This window comes from Marinomonas lutimaris (assembly GCF_019426345.1).
GTDB classification, from domain to species: Bacteria; Pseudomonadota; Gammaproteobacteria; order Pseudomonadales; family Marinomonadaceae; genus Marinomonas; species Marinomonas lutimaris.
In genome coordinates this window covers 149409-172708 of sequence record NZ_JAHLLW010000009.1, presented here as the reverse complement: position 1 = coordinate 172708, position 23300 = coordinate 149409, and the positions used below count along the sequence as shown (strand labels likewise).

Genomic DNA, 23300 nt, shown 5'->3' with positions numbered 1-23300 from the left:
CTAGAAGAAGAGGTCGCGATTTTTGCAGACCCTGTCACTGGCAAGGAGATGGTGCCAGATGCGTACCCTGCACTCGTACCACCACTAGGAGTAAAGGCCGCAGCATGGCTATGCCTGGGCATTTGAGAGGCAGTTAACGCATGCGTCTCTTGACCTACCATATCAGCGAGATCAAAACCGGATAATCCTCCACCCTGACCCGTACCAATAGGAGCTCGACCACGCAAATCTGGAATACCAAAGGTGGTTCTATTATCACCACCAAAATTAAAACGTAACAATGCAAATAATACCTGGTTATTAGAAATGGCATCTGTTTGCCCCGCCGCCACGCTATATCCTCTGGGGCAATAATCGGTTGCCATCACACAAATAGAGCCGATATAAGGCTCCACAGCACAAGCCAAGGCTTTTTGGGGCGTTGCCAAAAACGCGGTCACTAGCAGTCCAGTCGATAACGCAGCCATATTTTTTTTCATGATAAATTCCTTGTATCCATAAATTACATCGTTATTTTTAACACTGGGTTTCTCAATTACTATCAAAAGTTGACAAAAACCTTACTAAAGTTAGTCAAAGACAAACAAATGTCAACTACACAAAGCAACACGATATAGCTTCTAAAGAACAGCTTTAGGCAATACCAGGGCGTATCGAAATTCTTTATCAGAACGCATCTATTTTTACCTCTCTTCAAAAAAGTGCACAATTCCTTATTATGTGCACACAACAGAAAACGCCACTTCATAAAGCCTGAGTATAATACTCGACTATTATTTGAGGCATGAACCTAGTGCACGCTCAACAATCTACTATTTTCTTAGGAACACCTTATGGAAAATGCTCACAACAACACATCTTCTTCCGGTATGGGGTCGAAGGAGTTCACACTTTTAGTTGCTCTATTAATGTCGATAACGGCAATATCCATTGATGCTTTGCTACCAGCGCTTGGCGTTATCGGTAACGAACTTGGTGCAGTAACAGCAAATCAACCACAATTACTCATTAGCATGTTGTTTTTAGGTTTGGCAGTGGGGCAATTAATTTGTGGGCCACTGTCAGATGCCCTAGGTCGCCGCCCTATTCTATTTGGTGGCTTTACTCTCTACTTAATTGGCACTGTAGTCTGCTACAAAGCCGATAGTTTAGAAGTGCTGATGTTGGGGCGCTTTATTCAAGGCTTAGGGGTAGCAGGACCTTATATATCCGCTATTTCCTTGGTTCGCGACCTATATCATGGCGCGCAAATGGCTCGTATCATGTCTTTGGTGATGATGATTTTCGTCTTGGTTCCAGCCATCGCCCCAACACTTGGCCAAGCGATTATGTTTGTCGATGACTGGCGCGGCATTTTTGAGATGTATCTTGTTTATGCTGTGTTATTGATTGTTTGGATTAGCTTTCGCTTAAAAGAAACGCTACCAAAATCAAACCGTATTCCTTTTTCGAAAAAAGGCTTTTTAGATGGTTTTAAAGAAGTGGTAACGAATCGAATTACCGCGAGTTACACCATTTGCATGGGGTTGTTCTTCGGTAGCTTTATTGGTTATTTGAACTCTTCACAGCAAATATTTCAGGTGCAATTCAACACTGGAAATTTATTTGCACTCTACTTCGGTTTACTAGCTTTAGTATTGGGCTTTTCTTCTTTGATTAACTCTCGCATCGTTGAAAAACATGGCGCGAAATACATCGCCTTCCGCGCTATTTGCGTTGTCGTTATCGCATCCATTGCATTTTTTGCTTTGCACACTTTTGTGACGATAAGCTTGTGGATGTTCTTGGTATACGCGTCGATTTTATTCTTCTGCTTTGGCTTGTTATTCGGTAACGTTAACTCACTGGCCATGGAACCAATGGGACATGTGGCAGGCATTGCATCGGCGGTCATCGGCTCGGTCTCGTCCATTATGTCTATGAGTATCGGCACCGTCATAGGCCAAATGTACAACAACACCTTGATGCCAATCTCTGGCGGCTTCGTGATTATGGGTTCACTAGCAATTTGCATCATGTACTGGGCAGAGAAAGGACGAGTTGAAGAAGTAATTGAAGAAACAAGCGCTACCGCTTAATTCAATCATCTAAGAACTTTTTAGAAAGATGTTAAGCCCTTGTTAGAAAGACACTTAGAAAGCCAAACAGTCGGTACTATTTGGCTTTTTTTGTATTGTTCATACCTATTAGGAATTCATCAAGCTGACTTTCTAGTTCAGCACTAGCCATCATCGACTGCTTCATCAATGCAGGCATCAAAAGCGCTTCTTTACTCACCGCTTTCAACGCAAAGAAATTCATCGGTGATACAGAAAACTCAGAAATCCATGCCAATAACGTCGACTCCAGCACTGCTTCAAATTCAGTAAACAATACAAAGGTAGACGGCAACATTTTATGCTGCTCGCCAAGCAAAATACGATACACAGCAAGGCGCTCGACTTTATTAACCCAAGTCTCCCAAAGCAATATCCAACCAGAAATAAGCGTGAGATTTTTCTTTGTTTGCAAACGCACCAAGATCTTTTGCATCTCATCATGTGCTTGTTCAGTTAACAAGATTAACGCCGTTTCCCACAACACCAACTTGGTCGGGAAATTACTGTACACAGTGGGTTTCGACACACCAGCTGTAACAACAACTTGGTCAATACTGGTACTTTGATAGCCCTGTAGAGTAAATAAACCACACGCTGCCTCGACAATATGAGTTTTTTTACTGGGTCTTCCTCTTGCCATAACGCCCTCTAAACAAGTTTTGTATTATCTAACGGAACTCTAACCCATTGATGTAACGTTGCTTTCTATATTTGAAAAAGCGACATCGGTAGATAATAGCAAATTATGATAACGAAAGGGGCGCTACCTATTTTTCTTCTGCTGATACATAGCAGCATCAGCACATTGAATCATCTCTTCAATCGATTTGTCAGTGTCATGCGAGAAATGAGTAACGCCTGCGCTGTATTGAATCCTATAAGGCTTTTTCAAACTATCATTCACTTCATCGACACATGCCGCAAAATGCTCTAAAAAGACACTAATCTCTTCATCTGTACGGTCACTCAACATAGCAACAAATTCATCACCACCTAAGCGACCGATCACATCATATTCACTAAATGACTCAAGCATTATCTGAGCGAATTTAGCCAATACAAAATCACCTTCATGGTGTCCATAGTTATCATTTATCGCTTTAAACTTATTAAGGTCAAAGACAACAAAAGACATCGTTTTTTTATCACGCTGACACACTTTGAGCATATGATTGACCATGGTCATAAAGCCACGTCGATTAGAAATCAAAGTGAGCTCGTCTAAGGTTGCCAGCTGAATAGATTGTATTTCCTGCTCAATGATCGTACCTAAATCTTTAAGCAGTAGTTGGTCCTCTTCATCAAATACCCTTGGCTTACTATCTATGATGCACAAAGTACCAATATTAATTCCTTGGCGAAGTTTCAAAGGACAGCCTGCATAAAAACGAATATTCGGTGCGTCTGTAACAAGCGGATTATCAAAAAATCGCTCATCAATTAACGCATCAGTAATGATAAACAAACCATCCTGATTAATAGCATGGCCACAAAACGAAACATCTCGTGATGTTTCAATCACATCAAGCCCCTGCCGAGATTTGAACCATTGGCGGCTTTCATCTATCAGACTAATTAACGAGATAGAAACACTAAACATCCGCTTAGCCATCCGAGTAATGCGATCAAATCGTTCTTCATAGGAAGTATCAAGAATTCGCAATGCTCTTAATGCATGCAATCGTTCAGCTTCATTTTTTGGAATTTCCGGCTTAATCATAAAGAACCCTGTGCATAAAATTATCTCACTAAAATTGTAGCAGTAAATTGAGCATTAACCCGTAACTTGCGAAACTCTTAGAGCGAATGATAAAGATCAAAGGTTTTATCAAAAACACAAAACGACAATCGCTCAAGAAAAATACACTTGACGGCTAATCAACGCCGTATTAAATTAACTAAACGGTATAGTTAATTTAATTGATAAAAAATAGCAATTTTAGGAGCAAGTCATGCAAAGCGAGAACGGTTTCTACGGGCAATACGGCGGCAGCTATATTCCTGAAATCCTTTATTCGAGCCAACAGCAAATTTTACATGCGTTCGAAGAAGCCAAAAACGACCCAGAGTTTCTCGCTGAGCTGAACAAACAATGGCAGCAGTTTTCTGGCCGCCCTACGCCACTTACTTTTTGTGCGAATTTGACCGAACACTTTGGCGGCGCACAAATCTACTTAAAGCGTGAAGATTTAAACCACAGTGGCGCGCACAAGATGAACAACGTGATTGGCCAAGGTTTGTTGGTCAAGCGCATGGGTAAGAAGCGCGTCATTGCAGAAACAGGCGCTGGACAACACGGCATTGCAACGGCTCTTGTTGCTGCCCGCTTAGGCCTAGAATGCACTATTTACATGGGTGCAAAAGACATTGAACGTCAGTACCCAAATGTTTTTTGGATGAAACAACTTGGCGCCACTGTCGTGCCCGTTACCACTGGCGCACAAACCCTGCGCGATGCATTAGACGAAGCACTACGTGACTGGTCTTCTAGCCATGAGGAAAGTCATTATTTAATTGGCACCTCTTGTGGGTGCGCGCCCTTCCCTGAAATGGTGGCGTACTTTCAATCAGTAATTGGCAACGAAGTTCGCGAGCAAAGTGTGGCGCAATTCGGCCAATTTCCAGATCGTTTGTATGCTTGCGTTGGCGGTGGTTCGAATGCTTGTGGTTTGTTCCTACCTTTCCTCGATGATAAAGAAGTGGAAATGGTCGGCGTCGAAGCAGGCGGTAAAGGTTTGGAGCTTGGCGAGCATTCTATTCGTTTGTCTCACAATCTTGGACAGCCTGGTATTGCACAAGGCTTTGCGACTATGTTCCTACAAGATGACGCTGGACAGCTACAAGAAACCCACTCTATTGCAGCCGGTTTAGACTATGTGGGCGTTTCTCCTATCATTGCCCATTTGGCGGAAATTGGTCGCATCAAAATGACCTACGCCATGGACGATGAAGTAATTGCCGCTTGTACTCTCCTACTGAAAAAAGAAGGTATCATTCCAGCACTTGAATCTTCTCATGCACTAGCGGGCGCTTTTAAAGATGCACCGAACTTACCTAAAGACTCAAAGATCGTTATCAATCTTTCTGGTCGAGGTGACAAGGATATCTTTAACGTGGCAAAAGCAGTGGAAGATGAAACCTTCCCGCAATTCTTAACCGATTACCTCGCCTCTTACCCAACCACTCAAAACAAAGGGGATAAAGCATGAGCCAGTTAGCGACTTTTATCGAAGAAAAACGCCAAAACAAGCCAATTTTATCCATGACCCATGTGGTTTATGGCTACCCAAGCGTTGAAGAAAGCTTGAGTTGGATGGAAAGGTTACTGGAGGAAGGCGTTGACTTCATCGAAGTGCAATTTCCTTTTTCAGATCCAGTGGCAGATGGCCCAAGTATTGTTGCGGCTTGCCATAAAGCGTTAGAACAAAAGCTGGACGTGGAAACCTGTTTATCTCAGTTAGGCAAAATAGCTAAAAACTTTCCTGACAGCCGTATTGTATTGATGAGCTATCTCAACCCAATGTATCGCTTCGGCTTAGACAAGCTGGCTAAACGCGCGGCAGAAGAAAACATTCTGGGGTTAATCCTTCCAGATCTACCAATTGAACAAGCAGCAACCTATCAAGCAGCTTGTAAAGCCAACGGTATCGATCCCGTTTGGCTGGTAACGCCTGCGACACCAAAAGATCGTTTAGCCATGCTGGCAGGCCAAGCAAGTGGCTTCCTGTATTGTGTTGCACGGTCTGGCGTGACCGGGCACTCTGTCCATGAAGGCAAGAGCAAGGTGAACGTACTGGACGATTATCTAGCAGAAATTAAAACTCATGCTAGCGCCCCCATGGGCGTAGGATTTGGCTTACGTCACCGTGAACAGATAGAACAGCTAACCGGCAAAGCCGATATTGCTATTTTAGGGTCGGCGCTCTTGGATGCCTTCAATAAAGGCGGACAGGAAGCTGGCATTAAACTGATACAAGACTTATTTCATTAATCCTTTCTACCAAAAAATCCCTTTAGCNGCGCTCTTGGATGCCTTCAATAAAGGCGGACAGGAAGCTGGCATTAAACTGATACAAGACTTATTTCATTAATCCTTTCTACCAAAAAATCCCTTTAGCTTTGTAGGCCGGATGAGGGAGGTACGACCGTTATCCGGCGTTGGGTTGTGTGGGGTTATGATGCCGGATAACGCCTTCGTGCCTCGGCTCATCCGGCCTACTTTTGTTAAGGATAAATCGCGACAAGACTGACGGAAGTCGTTTAGCGTTTTTCCATAAAATCGATAAACACTCGAAGTTTATTGGGCATGAATCGCATCGCAGGAAACTGCATATGAATACCGCCTTGAAAATCACTGTTTAAATGCCAATCACTTAACACCTGTACCACATCACCTTTTTCAAGATATTCCCGTACGACGAAGTCTGGAAAAGGGGCGATCCCAAACCCTTGCCTCACACCTCTTAAACGCATATCTGCATCATTATTAATATAACGACCATCAACAGTGACAACCGACTTTCGCTCTCCTTGAGTGAAGGTCCAGATATTATCGCCATCAAAAAAGCCTAATGGTAAACACAAATGATTAAGTAAATCCTCTGGTGCATTTGGTATACCATTTTTTACCACATAGTCTGGGCTTGCACACAGTATGGAGCGAACTTTCCCCAACGTTTTACAAACTAAATGCTCATGCGGTTTTTCCGCCACATAAAATACCAAGTCCACATTCTGATAAGCAGGATCAATTCGTAAATCGGTTACTTGTACTTGCAGCGATATTGCCGGATACAAAGCCATAAACTCCAATAACAAAGGCTCTAAAACTTGCTTTGCAAAAGCATCAGGGGCGGCGATTCGTAAGCGCCCAGCAGCTTCTTTGGCGTTATTTTCTGATGCCGCAACGGCTTCTTTTGCACTGTCTAACATTTGACGACACTGCTCATACACAGCTCTACCCACCAATGTAATGGTTTGTTGTCGTGTGGTACGCTCTATCAAAACGGCCGATAGGGCTGTTTCCATTCGAGATACCTGTCGACTAACACCCGATGGTGTCACACCAAGCTTCAACGCCGCTTTGGTAAAACTCCCCGTTTCAACCACAGCAACAAATGCCGCCATATCTGGTAACAATGCAATAAGCTTATTTATGTCCATGAGTCACAAGTCTTTTGATTAATTTGGTAATTATCATCAATCTAAACACAAGTTAGCATTATTTTCTTTGTAAAAACCGAGATAATCACCATGCTAACTTCCAACATCAAACTCCCGTTTAGACAAATTCAGCTACCACTCCCAGAAATCGCCTTACTGTTAGCCGCATTTTTCTGGGGAACCAGCTATGGCATTACTAAAGAAGCACTACTCTATACGGGCGTAATTGCCTTTATAGTGATTCGCTTTGGCTTAACATCCATCTTGCTCACCCCTATTTTTATCAAAGAGCAACGCATGGGATTAGCAAAAGACTGGAAGTTTGCCATCCCGACCGGTGGCATTTTACTGTGTATTTTTCTTGCAGAAATCTATGGCATATTCCATACCACAGCATCTAAAGCCGCTTTTTTAATCAGCCTATGTGTACTTATTACTCCATTTGTAGAAGCCATTACAGACCGTAAATTGCCCAGCACAGCAATCGTTTTATTTGCCCTACTGTCTTTATTCGGTGTTTTTCTACTGACGACACAAAGCAGCGGCCAGCCAACATTAAACACATTGTCTCTAGAGTTTCTATTTTTAGATCTAAATAAAGGAGATTACTCAATCTTACTAGCCGCTTTATTACGCGCCTGCATGGTGGTAACAACGAAAAGCTTACTAAAAGGAAAAACGCTATCAGCTCTAAGCACCACGAGCATTCAAGCAAATGTGGTTACCCTTGGCGCATTATTTATTTTTATTGCAACAGATAATCCTATTGAGCAACTATTCCCAACCAACCTCTCTTTTTGGGTAGCCACTTTTTACCTCGCTATTTTCTGCACCATTTTCGCCTTGTTCGCACAGAACTTCGGTGTTAAACACACAACACCATCAAGGGTTTCCTTGCTCACTGGTTCCGAACCTACCTTCGGAGCCATTTTTGCTTACTACTGGTTAGGGGAATCGCTAAATACAATACAAATGATAGGCGGTGCCTGTATTTTACTAGCAACCATAATGGCGACTTTAAGAAAATAAAGATCGCTGTTTTAAGATAAAAAAGGGTGAAATGAAAAAGGGGATAGAATAAAAAAAAGACTTAGATCCTATACTTACAATAGGAGCTAAGCCTTTTTAAACTAGTGCAACACACAGCTACAGGATTATTGCTTAGGTAAAAGCACAGTATCAATCACGTGAATCACGCCATTTGATTGCTTCACATCTGCAATGGTGACGTGTGCAACACGGCCATTTTCGTCTTCAAGCATAATTTTGTCGCCCATGTATGTGGCCATCAAAGTACATCCACCAACGGTAGGAACTGGGTGTTTACCCATATCATTGTCAATCATAGTCTTGATCGCACCAGATAGCGCGTCTGCTTTTACAACATGACAAGCCAACACTTTAGTTAAGGCCGCCTTATTTTCAGGTTTTAAAAGATCGGCTACAGCGCCCTCAGGCAATTTATCAAAGGCCGCATTAGTTGGAGCAAAAACAGTAAAAGGACCAGGCCCTTGAAGTGTATCAACTAAACCAGCAGCCTTAACAGCAGCGACTAAAGTGGTATGATCTTTTGAATTAACAGCGTTCTCAATGATGTTTTTGCTCGCATACATCGGCGCGCCACCCACCATTGGATTAGCATTGTCATCAGTGGTTTTCATGCCGCTAGCAGAACAGCCAGCAAGCGTTACAATTGTCGCAGCAGAAACAAGACTTAGTAATTTCATTGTTATTCTCCAGTTTGTTTTTCCATAACAATTCGCCATGGTTATTAAGAGATACGCCGCGAATTTAAAAAGGTTTCAAGTTTTTTCAAAATAATTTAAAAAAACATCTAAGCAGGCTGAAACACCAAAGAAATACCATTTAAACAATGACGCAATCCTGTTGGTTGCGGGCCATCATCAAAAATATGCCCCAAGTGACTGCCACATCGACGACAATGAACTTCTGTTCGCTTCATAAAAAAGCCATTATCTTCTTTCGTTCCAACAGCATCGGGTAAGCTGTCATAAAAGCTTGGCCACCCGGTGCCACTTTCATATTTAGTACTACTAGGATAAAGAGGAAGATCACAGCCTTTACAAAGATACGTACCCTCGCGTTTTTCATTCAGCAAAGGACTGCTACCAGCACGCTCTGTTTTTTCTTCTCTCATTACTTGGTATTCAAAGTCGCTTAGCTTTGCTTGCCATTGCTTCTTACTGAGTACCACCTCAAAATCTTCATTAGAGGTTGAAGTGGCAGCCATAACAGGTGCGCTAAACGAATGAGCACCACCAATCACACAAGCGGTTGTTACAAGAAAATTTCGACGGTTCATAGCATTGCTCCTTATCGTTCTTAAGTTGTTGCTTTATAGCGACAACGCAACAGATATAAATAAGTACGTAAAAAACTAAAGAATAGTTTCAATTTGATAGGTAAAGAGCGCAACGAGATGCTATTAGCGCTTCAGTAAAAAAGGAGTGCTTTTTTACACAAAAAAAGGGTAAGTTCCGAAGAACTTACCCTTTTTTAAATATTCTTAGTAGCTAATTAAAGTACTGTAATATTTTCTGCTTGAGGACCTTTTTGGCCAGCAGTAACAACGAATTCTACTTGTTGGCCTTCAGCCAATGTTTTGAATCCTGAGCTAGCAATAGCGCTGAAATGTGCGAACACATCAGGGCCAGACTCTTGCTCAATAAAACCAAAACCTTTAATTTCGTTGAACCACTTAACGGTTCCTTTCACTGTATTAGACATAAATAATCACCTGAGTTTTAAATAGCCCTTTAGGGGCCGGTTTTGCAAAAAAAATAGACTTGTACTTAGAAACTTTCAGGACGAGGATTTTATGAATAAAACAACGTATTGCAGAGTTAATAATTTTAGACTTCTTTCTAGCTTGTGCCGCCATAGTATAGAGATACACTTTGGATAGATAGCTTTAATTCCAACTTATTTAAAATAAGTTGCTACCTACCCCATACTTTTTGCCCATCGATCCAGGTTGCGGTGACAAAAAAATCAGTATTAAGTGCAACAAGACTAGCTCGATAACCCGCTTTAATACGGCCAAAATGTTGCTCTATTCCTAAAAATTCAGCAGGCCTTAAAGACGCCATTTGCAAGGCTTCCGTAGGTGTTCGCCCAATTAGATTAACGGTATTACGAACTGCGGTTGCCATATCTAAATCCGACCCTGCCAGTGTGCCATCTTCGGTGGTGACTTTGCCTTCACTACGAAGTACTTTTTTGCCTAAAAATGGCATTTCTTTTTCATCGGATCCCACACTCTGAATAGCATCGGTTACTAAAAGCATGTGTTCACAACCTTTTGCGGCAATAGCCACTCGCATACTCGCAGGATGAACATGATGACCATCGGCGATTAAGCCGCACCAAGTTGGGATGTCGGTTTGCAATGCCGCACCAACTACACCCGGCTCACGGCTAATTAAAGGCGTCATAGCATTAAATAAATGGGTGAAACCACGAGCACCATCTATCACGGCTTGCCTTGCTTGATCATAATTCGCAGCAGAATGGCCAATACAAACAATAACACCTTCAGCAACAAGCCATTCAATAAAGCCTTCTGGCACCTGCTCTGGCGCTAATGTCAGCATAAGTTTTCCGCTGCGGCTCACTTCTAATAACGTAGCTAGTTTACCTTCTGTAGGTTTGCGCAGCTTAGATTCGTTATGAACGCCTTTACGAATTGGATTGAGGTAAGGACCTTCATAATGCATCCCCAAAATACCCGCTATATTTTGCTTAAGTGCTTGGCAAACCGCTTGATGTGCTTGTGACATTATTTCGTAATCATCGGATATTAACGTTGGCATCATAGCAACCGTGCCGAATTGAGCATGCACAGCCACCATACGCTCCAATGCTTCAATTGTCGGCGTATGGTTAAACAATGCACCGCCACCACCATTAACATGCACGTCAATAAACCCAGGCACTAGCAAATCAACAACATCTATAGTCTCAAGAGATTGTTCATCAGAAAAATCAGCCACAGAGACAATAGATTCAATCACTTGACCGTTAAAAGTCACTTTTTGATTAGTGAGCCAGTTTTCACCGTCGAACAGACGTTTTGCAAATACCGTTGTCATCTTATGTTCCCTCATATTGCTTTCCTTCCAATTTGAGCTTTAGCCATCAAAATGGCACCCGCCATGGCATCACCCTTTGGCTGACAAAAGTAAGGCGAAAAACGCTCAGGTAAATATTCTAAAATGGCTTCTGAGACGCCGCCGACCAAAACGATCTTATGGGCACCTTTGGTGATTAAAGCGTCTAAATACTGACTGACCCATTCCACTTGCTGTTGGATGATTTTCAACGCAATAGGATCTTTTTGCTGAGCAAATTGAAACACCTGAACAGCAAAGGCACCGTATTCTTTCGGAAGTGGCGCACGATTTTGATACAAGACATACTCTTCTGCAGACAAAGAAAACTCAGCATTAATACTGTCAGTGAAAGGCGTCGATGGAGAAATTCCATCCAAGGCCGCTAGTGAATACTCTAAAGCAGCAAGACCAATACGCGCCCCACTGCCTTGATCAGATAACGGAAAGCCCCAACCACCAACAATACTAAACCTTTCATTTTGATAAACGACACCACAACTGCCAGTGCCTAATATCAATAACGCGCCATCTTCGCCGTTAAACGCCCCTAAACAAGCCGCATGAGCATCCGTTAATAAATAGCGCTGTCCAAATGGAGACTTTTGAGCAATCACCTGTTCTTGTTCTAACGGCTGATTGGCACCTGCCAAACCTAAACCTAAGGTGATTTTTGAATAGACTTCGGGAGGAATATTGCCTTGATGGCATGCTTCAAGGCAGGCATTGATAATGTTCTGCCATGCCGCCTCTATCCCTATTCTTGGATTACCCGAGCCACCGACCGCTTCACCTAATACATTGCCATCGCCATCAACCAAGCGGGCGCGGCAAAAAGTACCGCCGCCGTCCACACCAATATATAAACCGCTCATGCCAAACTTCCCTCGTGCAATTGTTGACGTTTTTGTTCGCACCATTGGTAATATTCTTTTAGCTCTAATAAGCTAGCCGCCTCTTCATCCAATACTATGGTTGCCGCTTCATGTAATTGCAGTGCCGACGCTGGACACATTGCAGAAAGCGGCCCTTCAATCATGGCCTTTACCGCCTCAGCTTTCGCCTTTCCGGTTGCCATTAACAACACTGCATTACTATCCAAAATGGTACCAATTCCCATCGTTAACGCTAAATGAGGCTGAAACTCACCGTCTTTGAAAAAACGCTTATTCGCTATAACAGTAGATTCAGACAAGGTTTTGATACGCGTGCGCGAAGCAAAACTAGAAGTAGGCTCATTAAAGCCAATATGACCATTTAAGCCGATACCTAAAATCTGTAAATCAATACCACCCGCTTGCTGAATACTCGCTTCATAATCCTGCGCACTTTTCTTTAAGGCGCTAGCCTCTTGGCTCTCGGCTAATGGCACATGTGTATTGGAGACAGGGATATCAATCGCATCAAACAGGTGTTGATTCATAAAAGTGCGATAACTCTGCTCATGAGAATCGGCAATACCAATATATTCATCCAAGTTAAAACTAATCGTTTGTCGGAACGATACTTGCTTAGATTGATGACGCGACACCAACTCTTTGTACAAAGCGATGGGCGTGGATCCCGTTGCCAACCCTAAAACAGGATTCGTTTTGGTATTAATCACATCAACGACACGATCAGCCGCATACAAGGCCACATCATCAGCAGATGGGAGAATGATAACTTGCATAAGAATCCTCTTTCCTAACCAGAACAAATACAAAACCAATATAAAACCAATTAAAGCGCAAGATCCATTTATTTTCCACAAAACTGTCATATTTATTTGCTTGAAAGAATAATTGGTGCTAATTTTTAAAATAAGAAATACCTAAAAAATACCAATTGGCATTTTTTAACATAAATACGAATAAAATTTTAGTAGCAAAAAACATCTAATAAAAAAGAAAGCAACCACAGCACAATTGGAAAACACAATCGGAGAGTACTCATGTTTAATGTTCGTTCCGCCTCACTTGAAACAAAAACAGCGACAAAAACGGTCACAAAGCTAACTTGCCTAGCCGCCATCTTGCTTAGCAGCACAGGCATAGCACAAGCAGCAAATGGTTTGTCGATTGAAAGTTGGCGCAGTGATGATGCTAATATCTGGAATGATGTCATCATCCCAGCTTTCAACAAAAGCCATCCAGATACAAAAGTAAACTTTGCCCCAACCCCTCCAACGGAATACAACTCTGCCTTACAAGCCAAATTAAAAGCAGGCTCTGCTGGCGATTTAATCACTTGTCGTCCGTTTGATACGGCGTTAGATCTTTATAAAGACGGTTATCTTGCAAACCTAAATGATCTAAAAGGCCTAAAGCAATTCTCTGACGTGGCGAAAAGTGCATGGGTCACGGACGATGGCAAAGACCAATTCTGTATGCCTGTTGCATCGGTTATTCATGGCTTTGTTTACAATAAAGAAATTTTTAAAGAATTGAATTTATCCGTGCCTAAAACCCGTGATGAGTTTTTCAAGACACTTGATACCATCAAATCAGAAAGTCGTTATATACCCTTAGCAATGGGAACCGCTGATCAGTGGGAAGCCGCAACAATGGGGTTCCAGAATATCGGACCAAACTATTGGGAAGGTGAAAAAGGTCGTAAAGCTCTACTAAGCGGCAAAGAAAAATTAACCGACAAAGCTTACGTAGATACTTGGAAAGAACTTGCCCAGTGGAAACCGTATCTAGGTCGAGGATTTGAAGCGCAGAAATATTCTGACTCACAGAACCTTTTCACCTTAGGTCGTGCTGCCATCTACCCAGCCGGCTCTTGGGATATTCAGACGTTCAATAATCAAGCGGATTTTGAATTCGGCGCCTTTCCGCCGCCAGTAGCGAAAGCAGGAGACACTTGTTACATCAGTGATCATACCGATATGGGTATTGGCATAAATGCCAGTTCAACTAATAAAGAAGCCGCTAAAGTCTTCTTAAATTGGATGGCAAGTAAAGAGTTCGCCACACTTTATGCGAATGCGGTACCGGGCTTCTTCCCATTGTCTGATCATCAAATAGACATCAAGGATCCTGTTGCGCAAGAGTTTATGAGCTGGCGTCAACAGTGCAAATCGACCATTCGTAACTCTTATCAAATCCTGTCTCGTGGAACACCAAACCTAGAAAACCAACTTTGGAACGTCAGCGCTCAGGTAATCAATGGCACCATGACACCAGAAGCCGCCGCCAAAGAAACACAGGACGGTTTGGAACAATGGTATAAACCTCAGCAATAAACTAAACCATTAAGAGGTCGTCCATTGGGGCGCCCTCTTAACTAAATGCAATTTATCTAGATAGCACGTTACATTGAGATAAACTATGAACCCATCCAACCAACATGACGAAAAGAAACCTTTCCCATGGCACTTGGTATTTTTCCTTGGGCCTGGATTGCTTATTTACGTTGTATTCAGTGTTTACCCCTTGCTCGATACACTCGTCTTAAGTTTATACAACGAACAACAAGGGCAAACTAGCTTTATCGGTCTGCAGAATTTTATCACCTTGGTAACAGACGACACTTGGTCACAGGCTTTTTGGAACGCGCTAGGCAATAACTTCAAATTCTTCGCGATTCACATGCTTGTACAAAACCCAATTGGTCTACTTTTAGCGGTTTTATTAAGCTCGCCAAAATTACGTCTATCCGGTACTTACCGAACACTTATTTTTATGCCGACCATGCTTTCTGTAGTGATTATAGGTTTCGTTTGGCAGTTGTTGTTAAGCCCTATTTGGGGAATTTCTGAGAACTTCCTTTATAGCATTGGTCTTGGTCAATACTTCGATGCTTGGCTTGGCAAAGAAAGCAGCGCATTGATCACCCTTGCCTTTATCTCCGTCTGGCAGTTTGTCGGTATTCCGATGATGTTGATTTATGCCACCTTGCTTAATATTCCTGATGACATTGTCGATGCCAGCGTGGTTGATGGTGCAAATTCATTTCAGACCTTTTGGCACATTAAATTACCGTTAATTTTGCCAACTATCGCCATGGTATCAATTTTAACCTTTGTGGCGAATTTCAATGCATTTGAACTGATATATGCGGTAAAAGGCGCCCTTGCCGGCCCAGATTTCTCGACCGATTTAATGGGAACTTTCTTCTATCGAACATTCTTTGGCTTCCAGCTACAACAAGGCAGCGCATCCATGGGTGCCGCAGTGGCAACGCTTATGTTCTTGATCATTTTGATGGGCGTTATGTTGTTCTTATTCTTTATTCAACGTCGCATTCAGCGATTCCAATTTTAAGGAGGCTATGATGAAACTATTGAGTCGTCTTATACCTTCCTCTGGAATGAGACAAGTACCCAAAAGTGTCACTGTACACGCTGTGTTATTGGCCTATACCGTGATAGCGCTCTTCCCAATTATTGTCGTTGTAATCAATGCCTTTAAAGAGCGTCGCGCTATTTTCCGTGATCCGCTCGGCTTACCAGACAGTGATTCCTTTACCCTAGTGGGCTTCCAGCAAGTGTTATTGAGATCAGACTTCGGTTTGTATTCTTGGAACAGTTTGGTCGTCACTATTTTGGCGGTAGGTTTGGTGCTTTTACTTGGCGCGATGGCCGCTTGGGCGCTGACTGAATACAAATTTAAGGGCAACTTATTGATTACCTTTTTGTTTGCCATGGGCATCATGATACCGATCCGTCTTGGCACGGTGAGTATTTTAAGCCTGATGGTCAGCTTGGATCTTGTGAATACGCTTACCGCGCTAGTTTTAGTGTACATAGCGCAAGGCCTGCCCCTTGCCGTGTACATATTATCGGAGTTTGTACGCACTATTCCGAAGGAACTCACAGAGGCTGCGCGTTGCGATTCAGTTAGCGAATACAAGATTTTCTTTTGTGTGATCTTGCCACTTCTGAAACCTGCGATGGCAACCGTTGCCGTATTCACCATGATTCCGATTTGGAATGATTTATGGTTCCCGCTGATACTCGCACCAGGTGAGGAAACACGCACTATTACCCTTGGCGTACAGCAATTTGTGGGGCAATACGTTACTGATTGGAACTCGGTTTTGTCAGCGTTAACTTTGGCGATCGTTCCTGTACTGATCCTATACACCATTTTTTCAAGACAATTGATCCGCGGCTTAACCAGCGGAGCGGTCAAATAATAGTTTATATCTTTGACCGTTGGAGGTTTATTTCATGGCTAGTGTAAAACTAAACGATATTAAAAAACGCTTTGGCGATGTGGACGTACTGCATGGCATCGATCTTGATATCAAAGACGGCGAGTTTGTCGTGTTGATTGGCGAATCTGGTTGTGGCAAATCAACCTTATTGCGTTTGCTGTCTGGATTGGAAGACATCACCGAAGGCGACTTATATATCGATGAAGAGCGCGTCAATGGACGCTCTCCTGCTAAGCGCGGCATCGCTATGGTGTTTCAATCTTATGCTTTGTACCCTCATATGAACGTGTTTAAAAACATGGCATTTGGCTTAAAAATCTCAGGAAAAGACAAAGCATTTGTGAACAACAAGGTTATGGAAGCGGCGAAGAAGCTAAAGATTGATCATTTATTGGAGCGATTGCCGCGAGAGCTGTCTGGTGGCCAACGTCAGCGTGTCGCCATCGGCCGTGCCATTGTTCGTGACCCAAAAGTATTCTTATTCGATGAGCCTTTATCTAACTTAGACGCCTCACTACGAGTTCAAACTCGTGTTGAGCTTGGCAAGCTTCATCAGGAACTAAAAGCCACGGTGGTTTATGTGACTCACGATCAAGTAGAAGCCATGACACTGGGCGATAAAATCGTGGTCATGAACAAAGGACGTGTCGAACAAGTTGGCGCACCGCTGGATTTGTACCACCATCCGAAAACACAATTTGTCGCTGGTTTCATTGGCTCACCAAAAATGAACTTTTTAAAAGCGAAGATCAGTCAATCTGCCCCTGAAAACACGCAACTTGTGCTAGAATCTGGCCGCGTTATTCAAGCCTCAGTCGATTCTTCGTCTTTGAAGCAGGGCGATATAGTACAACTAGGCATGCGACCAGAACATATGGCGCTCAACTGCGAAAGCAACATGGTAGAAGGCAAAGTCACTCTGATTGAACACCTTGGTGAGTTGTCCTATTTGTATGTCGATATTGGGCAAGAAGGTGAAATAGTGCTTAAGGTGGATGGCGACAACCAACACCAAGCTGGCGACCAGATCACCTTTGGCATTCAACCTAATCGCTTGTATTTATTTGATCACCAAGGCAACGCCTTAACAAGGGTCAACGCGCATACGTCAGCGGCTATCCCCCTTTAGAGCTGACATACTTAGCTCTTAGAAAAACAAGTACGAATACGGGAGCCCCTTCCCGTTCAGGACACTGATATGAATCAAAATCGGGTTAATGAATTATTTGGCGCGGCTCAAGCACTGAGAGAAAAAGGCATTCCTCTTTATATACAGGTAAAAAAAGCCATTTTAGCGTCTATTTCTGCAGGCCGAGTGCTTGGTGGAGATACACTTCCGCCAGAACGTGATCTGGCCAAATATTTAGATGTTTCACGCGTCACTGTACGTCGAGCTATCGATGAGTTAGTAAAAGAAGATGTATTGACGCAACGCCAAGGTGCAGGAACCTTCGTCAGCGAGCGAGTTGAGCAGCCTCTGAATCACCTGCGTAGCTTTACCGAAGTCATGAAAGCACGTGGTAAAGCCATTACGTCCAAATGGCTAGATCGCTCTTTGGGAATGCCTCATACAGATGAATGCAAAGCCCTTAAGCTGTCAGCAGAACAAGAGGTTGTGCGCTTTTATCGTTTGCGTTATGCCGATGGTAAACCCATGGCGCTCGAATTAGCGACGATTCCAAGTAATTACATTCTCAACCCTTTTGCGATGGAAGGATCACTGTACGATTTACTAGAGCAACAAGGTTGTCGCCCTGTTCGCGCTTTTCAGCGCCTTCGTGCCATTAGCATTGATGAGCAACGAGCTCAACTGCTCGACATCCCAGAACTTAGCGCTGTGCTTTACATTGAACGTACCGCTGTAACGCAAGATGGCACGCCCATTGAATTTACGCGTTCATGGTTTCCTGGGGATTCTTACGACTTCGTTGCAGAGATACATAATACGGTTTGATAAAGTCTTTAGAAACAAATCTCTAATCACAAAAAAGGCTTTCTACGGTAACAACAGAAAGCCTTTTTTTATGTGTGTTAAAAAAACAACGACGACTACTTTTATTCTTTCGCCTTAGCCAACAACAAAAAGCGTTTATGTATTTTTCGAGTCGCTAACCAGACACTGCCAACAACAAGAGGCACCGACAAACCAATAACTAGGCTTTTATCAAAACTCACGCCTTTGTCGTACACGGCTTCGATCAAAAACTTCAATAACCCTACGCTGTAGTAACTAATCGCTGCAACAGACAAGCCTTCAACAGTATGTTGCATAGCAAGTTGAATTTTTGAACGACGATCCATCGAAGTGAGCAATTGTTGATTCTGAGATTGAATCGACATTTCCACTTGAGTACGCATCATATCCGACACTCTGTCGATACGAGTAGAAAGGCTTTCTAAATGATTGCCTGCTGTATTACAGGTTCTCACTGCGGGTGTTAAACGACGAGTCATAAATTCGGTAATGGTTAAATGCCCCGATACTTCGTCTTCTTTTAGCTCATTTAAACGCTTTAAAACCAACTCATGATACGCCCTTGTGGCACTGAATCGAAAAGACGTTTTAGAGCGAGTCGCTTCAACCCAAGCAGCCATATCGATTAACTCACTCAACAGGGCTTGTTCATCAAGTGGCTCTGTTGCATCTGACAAGCTGGCGGTGGTTTGAGCCAACTCTTCGTCCATCGCAACCAGTTCTGCGTTGTACTTACGTGCCATGGGCAATGCCAATAACGCCATCAAACGGTAGGTTTCAATCTCGACTACGCGCTGAACCATGCGGCCCAGTTGACTATCACTCATACGCTTGTTGTAAATCAAAAAGCGCCCACAGCCATCACTGTGCAGCTGAAAAGTGGTCCAAACTTGAGCATCACCATTTTGAGGTCGACTACCGACTAAACGCATACCTTCAAAGTGGCTTTTAACAAGGGCCAGATCTGGTTCAGGAATAGTTCGGGCATCTTCAACCGACACATGAAAAGCGGCAATGGTAATGCCAGGCATGCTTGATAACCACTCAAGCGGTAAATAAGCCAAGGCATTTTGATCAAAAAAACCCAGCTCCGTATCGACCTGAGTGTGGATAATCATGTAAGAGATAAATTCAAGGTGCTTATCGCGGCGAACCTTAAAATGACCAAAATCTACCTCAAAACACACACTGTCATTTTCAGGCGGCGTACCATTAAAATGATTGTATAGTAAACAGAAATGTTCGAACTCTGCTTGTTTTTGATCTGCTCCAACAATTACTGCGAGATAACTGATTCTAGCTGGACTAGGAAGCACCTGAAAAGGACGTGAATGCAGCTCTGCATACAGCGCATCTCGTAATGGATGCATCTCTAAGCCGTATGAATTATTAACCTTGTTCATTGTGTTATCTGTCAAACCTTCTTTTAGAGTGATTTAAAAAAATATCACTCAACAACTGCGTGTAGGTTACTCGGTAAGTTCCATAATATTTTATTTTTACCGCTTTTTTTAGCAAGTCCAAGCATATCATCTGCAGCATTAAAAAAGTCCTCGCTGCGACATTTTTGGCTAGGCGATTTTGTAGCGCCCCCAACACTGACCGTTACTTTGCCACTAAAGTCTTCATGACTGTAAGCCAAGTTCAGCGCCTCGACACCTTGCATACAACGACGGGCCACTTCAATTGACTCTTCTTGAGAATGATCAGGCAACAAAACCACAAATTCTTCACCACCATACCGCGCTACAAGACCTTTATCTACAACTTGGTTGGCTAATACTGTAGCCACTTGCTGAAGCACCTTGTCACCTGTGGCGTGCCCATAACAATCGTTATACTGTTTGAAATTGTCGATATCAATCACTAATAAAGAAAGGCAGGCTTGATGGGCCATGGCTCTTTGCCATTCTTGTTCAAGAACATCTTGATATTTACGACGATTGGCAAGCGATGTTAAAGGATCAATATTGGCTAATTTTTCTAACATTTTACGCTGTTTCGCAAGCTGCAAATGAAGACGCACACGAGCCTGAACTATATTCGTGTGCAATGGTTTTTGAATGTAATCACTGGCCCCCATTAATAACGCTTTTTCTTCATGACTCGAATCATTTAAGGCGGTAATAAAAATCACAGGAATAGCACTTGTACGCGCATCATGGCGAAGACGAGCCATGGTTTCAAAGCCATCCATTTCAGGCATTACCACATCTAATAAAATCAAATCAGGCTGATATTCAATGGCTTTTCTGATACCCTGCTCGCCACTTTTTGCAAGCATAACGACAACATCATCGTTAAGCATATCGCTGATTATTTTCAGATTAATTTTTTCGTCATCAATGACTAAAATGCTTTGCTCTTCTGTCATCGTCTTTAATCGCCTTGAAGTTCCAAAATAAGCTGAGATGCTTTTACAGCAGCAATCTCAAACTCAATATTTTTTATATCGAAAATTAAGTTTTCGATATCTAACGTATATTTGGTCCCCCTAACTGTTTTGCGTAATAAACTAAAATGATTTTCTACAAAAAAGTCTGATTTCTTTAACAAAGGAACAATAGTTTTCAGTTTGATTACCAAATCTTTTTTACTAAACCCATTAGCATCCTCACTATATTCAACAAGAGAAGAGTACGGCATTAATATGTTTTGCAATGAATCAACCAAATCATTAACCATCGATTCAAGACGATTTATAAAATGTAAGTCTGGCGCTTTATGTTTAATAGCATCTTCTAACTCAGTACAATAAGAGGATAATTCGAATGCTCCTATATAAGCCGAGTTTGATTTTAGTGAATGAAGCACATTCGATAAATCACTACCTACAAAATCACGCAAAGAAAACACCTTGTATTTAGTATAAAATGCCGTTGCAATTTCAAGGTATAAACTTGTTTTTCCATTAAGACTTTGAATAGCCTCTTTGATAGATAATGTATCTATTGATGACAGCTTAGACAATACCGCGTCATAAGAAGAGTAATGGCCAGAAACGAAAAAATCATGAGTTTGTAAAGAGTTATGTGTGTTTTTCCCGTCGAGATGTTTTTGTAACGTTTTGTATAACTCTGACTTTTGAATTGGCTTATCTAAATGTGCGTTCATACCTGCTTGAGCAGACTGTTTTCTTGCCTCATCTGAGACATGAGCCGTCATGGCAATTATCGGAATATTGCCATATACAGAAGACTGTCTAATGCTTCTAGCCGCCGCTAAACCATCCATGACTGGCATTTGAATATCCATCAACACCAAATCATATTTTTTATTATTTAATTTATAAATAGCCTCTTTACCATTTTCAACCACATCTACATTTATAGCGGTATCACCTAAATAGCCTAAAACAACCTTCTGATTTATTAAGTTATCTTCTGCTAATAAAACATAATACTGCGATAAGTCCGGAATTTTTCCATTTCCGTAAAATAGCTTTTCATCCCCCACCCCTTCTATTTCTTCGTTGATAAACACCTTAACTATTTCATTACTAGCCATTCCTTCTTCTTGAATAGATATATTCGATGCAATATTAAGAGGTAAAGTAAAACTAAACGTAGAACCTTGCCCTAATTCACTATGCACCCAAATATCACCACCCATCAGTTCACAAAGTTGGCGAGAGATAGTTAAACCCAAACCCGTTCCACCAAACTGACGGGTAATGCTGTCGTCAGCCTGCTGAAAAGATTGAAAGAGTTGCTCGGCATGCGCTTTAGATATGCCTATACCAGTATCAATCACATCACATCTGAGCAAAACACCTTTATCATTACTTTCATCTGTATACATTCGCACACATATGCCGCCACGCTCGGTAAATTTGACTGCGTTGGTCACAAGATTAATCAGCACTTGCTGTATACGTAGCGGGTCACCCAAAAGGGTAGGTGGTAGTGATGGAGAAATATCGACTGTTACCGCTAGCTTTTTTTCTTCGGCTTTGATTGAGTTCATATTGACAGCATGCTGAACAATCGACTTTGGAGAAAAAGGCACCGCTTCTATGGACATTTTACCCGCCTCGATCTTCGAAAAATCTAGCACATCATTCACCAGACTAAGCAGGGTTTCACCAGAAGATAAAATGGTATTGATATAGTCTTTTTGCTCATTACTTAAAGAGGTTTTCAAACTTAGATGACTTAATCCAATCACCGCATTAATAGGAGTGCGTATTTCATGACTCATTCTGGCAACAAATGAAGATTTGGCTTCCAATGCATCTTCTACCGTACGTTTCGCACTTTCTAACTCTTTGGTTCGTTCTTGTACCTTGTGGTCCAGATCTTGATTGATCGTCTCTAGTGCTGTGCTGTACTCAAACAGCTTTTCATTGGCTTTTAATGCAACGATTTCTGCTTCTTTTATTTTTGTAATATCGCGACTCACGCCACAGACAAAGATAGGCTTACCTAATGCATCAAAAATAGGGACAAACAAGGTATCAAAATAAATCTGACTACCGTCACCTCGCATACCAGCTTGTTCAATAGAAACAGGTTTTCCACCTTGCAATACTTGACGATAGGTGGAATAAACTTGCTCTGCCATTTCATCACCAAACTGCACTCGTAAGTTAAGACGATGTATCTCTGCTCCCTTTTCAAGACCCATTACGGCTTTAGACGCTGGATTATTATCGTATAAAGAAAACTCATCACCATCTTCTACGGCCATAATAAACATCAAATCGGCTGAATAACGCCACATTTGTAGAAAACAATCGATTATAGTTTGATCATGCTCTTCTTTATTGAATGCATTACCTAAGCTCAT

Annotated in this window: 22 protein-coding genes; 9 read left to right on the top strand and 13 right to left on the bottom strand. The window is 42.3% G+C overall.

The features are described from left to right. Nucleotides 1-479, bottom strand: a 479-nt coding sequence (locus tag KPL72_RS12510; protein WP_219703047.1) for a phage tail protein, incomplete at its 3' end; no start/stop codon positions are given. 354 nt (nt 480-833) lie between these two features. On the opposite strand from KPL72_RS12510, the gene KPL72_RS12505 reads away from it, so the two are divergent. Next, nucleotides 834-2078 carry a multidrug effflux MFS transporter gene (locus tag KPL72_RS12505; protein ID WP_219703045.1) on the top strand — a complete coding sequence of 415 codons (1245 nt, stop codon included), beginning with the start codon at nt 834-836 and terminating at the stop codon, nt 2076-2078. A 76-nt stretch (nt 2079-2154) separates the two neighbouring features. Here KPL72_RS12505 and KPL72_RS12500 read toward each other — a convergent pair whose 3' ends face one another. After that, nucleotides 2155-2739 carry a TetR/AcrR family transcriptional regulator gene (locus KPL72_RS12500; RefSeq protein WP_219703043.1) on the bottom strand — a complete coding sequence of 195 codons (585 nt, stop codon included), beginning with the start codon at nt 2737-2739 and terminating at the stop codon, nt 2155-2157. A 123-nt stretch (nt 2740-2862) separates the two neighbouring features. Further along, nucleotides 2863-3819: a GGDEF domain-containing protein gene (locus tag KPL72_RS12495; RefSeq protein WP_212918425.1), complete on the bottom strand. Its 957-nt coding sequence runs from the start codon at nt 3817-3819 to the stop codon at nt 2863-2865. A gap of 232 nt (nt 3820-4051) precedes the next feature. On the opposite strand from KPL72_RS12495, the gene trpB reads away from it, so the two are divergent. Together trpB and trpA are read left to right on the top strand one after the other, a co-directional pair. Further along, entirely contained in the window at nt 4052-5308 is a 1257-nt protein-coding gene (gene trpB / locus KPL72_RS12490; RefSeq protein ID WP_219703041.1) for a tryptophan synthase subunit beta, read from the top strand. Then, nucleotides 5305-6090, top strand: coding sequence for a tryptophan synthase subunit alpha (gene trpA / locus KPL72_RS12485; RefSeq protein ID WP_219703039.1), 786 nt, complete (start codon nt 5305-5307; stop codon nt 6088-6090). Before trpB ends, trpA begins: the two co-directional genes overlap by 4 nt. Before the next feature lie 269 nt (nt 6091-6359). Here the strand turns inward: trpA and KPL72_RS12480 are convergent, their stop codons facing one another. After that, nucleotides 6360-7262 (bottom strand): LysR family transcriptional regulator, encoded by a 903-nt coding sequence (locus KPL72_RS12480; RefSeq protein WP_219703037.1) that lies wholly within the window; start codon nt 7260-7262, stop codon nt 6360-6362. Between the two features lie 90 nt (nt 7263-7352). On the opposite strand from KPL72_RS12480, the gene KPL72_RS12475 reads away from it, so the two are divergent. Further along, the gene (locus tag KPL72_RS12475; RefSeq protein ID WP_219703035.1) at nt 7353-8291 is read left to right on the top strand and encodes a DMT family transporter; all 939 of its coding nucleotides are present in this window, start codon (nt 7353-7355) and stop codon (nt 8289-8291) included. Nucleotides 8292-8416: 125 nt separating this feature from the next. Here KPL72_RS12475 and KPL72_RS12470 read toward each other — a convergent pair whose 3' ends face one another. From KPL72_RS12470 to nagB, 6 genes are all read right to left on the bottom strand, one after another. After that, nucleotides 8417-8989, bottom strand: a complete 573-nt coding sequence (locus KPL72_RS12470; protein WP_212918416.1) for a fasciclin domain-containing protein — start codon at nt 8987-8989, stop codon at nt 8417-8419. Nucleotides 8990-9096: 107 nt separating this feature from the next. Then, nucleotides 9097-9585, bottom strand: a complete 489-nt coding sequence (gene msrB, locus KPL72_RS12465) for a peptide-methionine (R)-S-oxide reductase MsrB (protein WP_249411736.1) — start codon at nt 9583-9585, stop codon at nt 9097-9099. Nucleotides 9586-9800: 215 nt separating this feature from the next. Further along, nucleotides 9801-10010 carry a cold-shock protein gene (locus tag KPL72_RS12460; RefSeq protein ID WP_012069364.1) on the bottom strand — a complete coding sequence of 70 codons (210 nt, stop codon included), beginning with the start codon at nt 10008-10010 and terminating at the stop codon, nt 9801-9803. A 212-nt stretch (nt 10011-10222) separates the two neighbouring features. Further along, nucleotides 10223-11374: an N-acetylglucosamine-6-phosphate deacetylase gene (gene nagA / locus KPL72_RS12455; RefSeq protein ID WP_249422235.1), complete on the bottom strand. Its 1152-nt coding sequence runs from the start codon at nt 11372-11374 to the stop codon at nt 10223-10225. An 11-nt stretch (nt 11375-11385) separates the two neighbouring features. After that, nucleotides 11386-12267, bottom strand: coding sequence for a glucosamine kinase nucleotide-binding domain-containing protein (locus KPL72_RS12450; protein WP_219703031.1), 882 nt, complete (start codon nt 12265-12267; stop codon nt 11386-11388). Beyond that, complete coding sequence (gene nagB / locus KPL72_RS12445) at nt 12264-13064, bottom strand: glucosamine-6-phosphate deaminase (RefSeq protein WP_219703029.1); 801 nt, start codon at nt 13062-13064, stop codon at nt 12264-12266. The genes KPL72_RS12450 and nagB overlap by 4 nt, the downstream gene beginning before the upstream one ends. A 261-nt stretch (nt 13065-13325) precedes the next feature. On the opposite strand from nagB, the gene KPL72_RS12440 reads away from it, so the two are divergent. The 5 genes from KPL72_RS12440 to KPL72_RS12420 all read left to right on the top strand — a co-directional run bounded on the left by KPL72_RS12440 (nt 13326) and on the right by KPL72_RS12420 (nt 18491). Then, on the top strand, nt 13326-14621 hold the full coding sequence (locus KPL72_RS12440; protein ID WP_219703027.1) for an ABC transporter substrate-binding protein: 1296 nt from the start codon (nt 13326-13328) through the stop codon (nt 14619-14621). 85 nt (nt 14622-14706) lie between these two features. Next, nucleotides 14707-15642 (top strand): carbohydrate ABC transporter permease, encoded by a 936-nt coding sequence (locus KPL72_RS12435; RefSeq protein ID WP_219703025.1) that lies wholly within the window; start codon nt 14707-14709, stop codon nt 15640-15642. A gap of 10 nt (nt 15643-15652) precedes the next feature. Then, nucleotides 15653-16516: a carbohydrate ABC transporter permease gene (locus KPL72_RS12430; RefSeq protein ID WP_219703023.1), complete on the top strand. Its 864-nt coding sequence runs from the start codon at nt 15653-15655 to the stop codon at nt 16514-16516. Nucleotides 16517-16550: 34 nt separating this feature from the next. Continuing rightward, nucleotides 16551-17666 (top strand): ABC transporter ATP-binding protein, encoded by a 1116-nt coding sequence (locus KPL72_RS12425; RefSeq protein ID WP_219703021.1) that lies wholly within the window; start codon nt 16551-16553, stop codon nt 17664-17666. Between the two features lie 69 nt (nt 17667-17735). Beyond that, nucleotides 17736-18491, top strand: a complete 756-nt coding sequence (locus KPL72_RS12420) for a GntR family transcriptional regulator (protein ID WP_219703019.1) — start codon at nt 17736-17738, stop codon at nt 18489-18491. Between the two features lie 101 nt (nt 18492-18592). Here KPL72_RS12420 and KPL72_RS12415 read toward each other — a convergent pair whose 3' ends face one another. The 3 genes from KPL72_RS12415 to KPL72_RS12405 are packed head-to-tail and all read right to left on the bottom strand — an operon-like array spanning nt 18593 to nt 23300. Continuing rightward, complete coding sequence (locus tag KPL72_RS12415) at nt 18593-19915, bottom strand: DUF3422 family protein (RefSeq protein WP_219703017.1); 1323 nt, start codon at nt 19913-19915, stop codon at nt 18593-18595. A 44-nt stretch (nt 19916-19959) separates the two neighbouring features. Beyond that, nucleotides 19960-20886: a GGDEF domain-containing response regulator gene (locus KPL72_RS12410; protein WP_219703015.1), complete on the bottom strand. Its 927-nt coding sequence runs from the start codon at nt 20884-20886 to the stop codon at nt 19960-19962. A 5-nt stretch (nt 20887-20891) separates the two neighbouring features. Then, the gene (locus KPL72_RS12405) at nt 20892-23300 is read right to left on the bottom strand and encodes a PAS domain-containing hybrid sensor histidine kinase/response regulator (protein WP_219703013.1); all 2409 of its coding nucleotides are present in this window, start codon (nt 23298-23300) and stop codon (nt 20892-20894) included.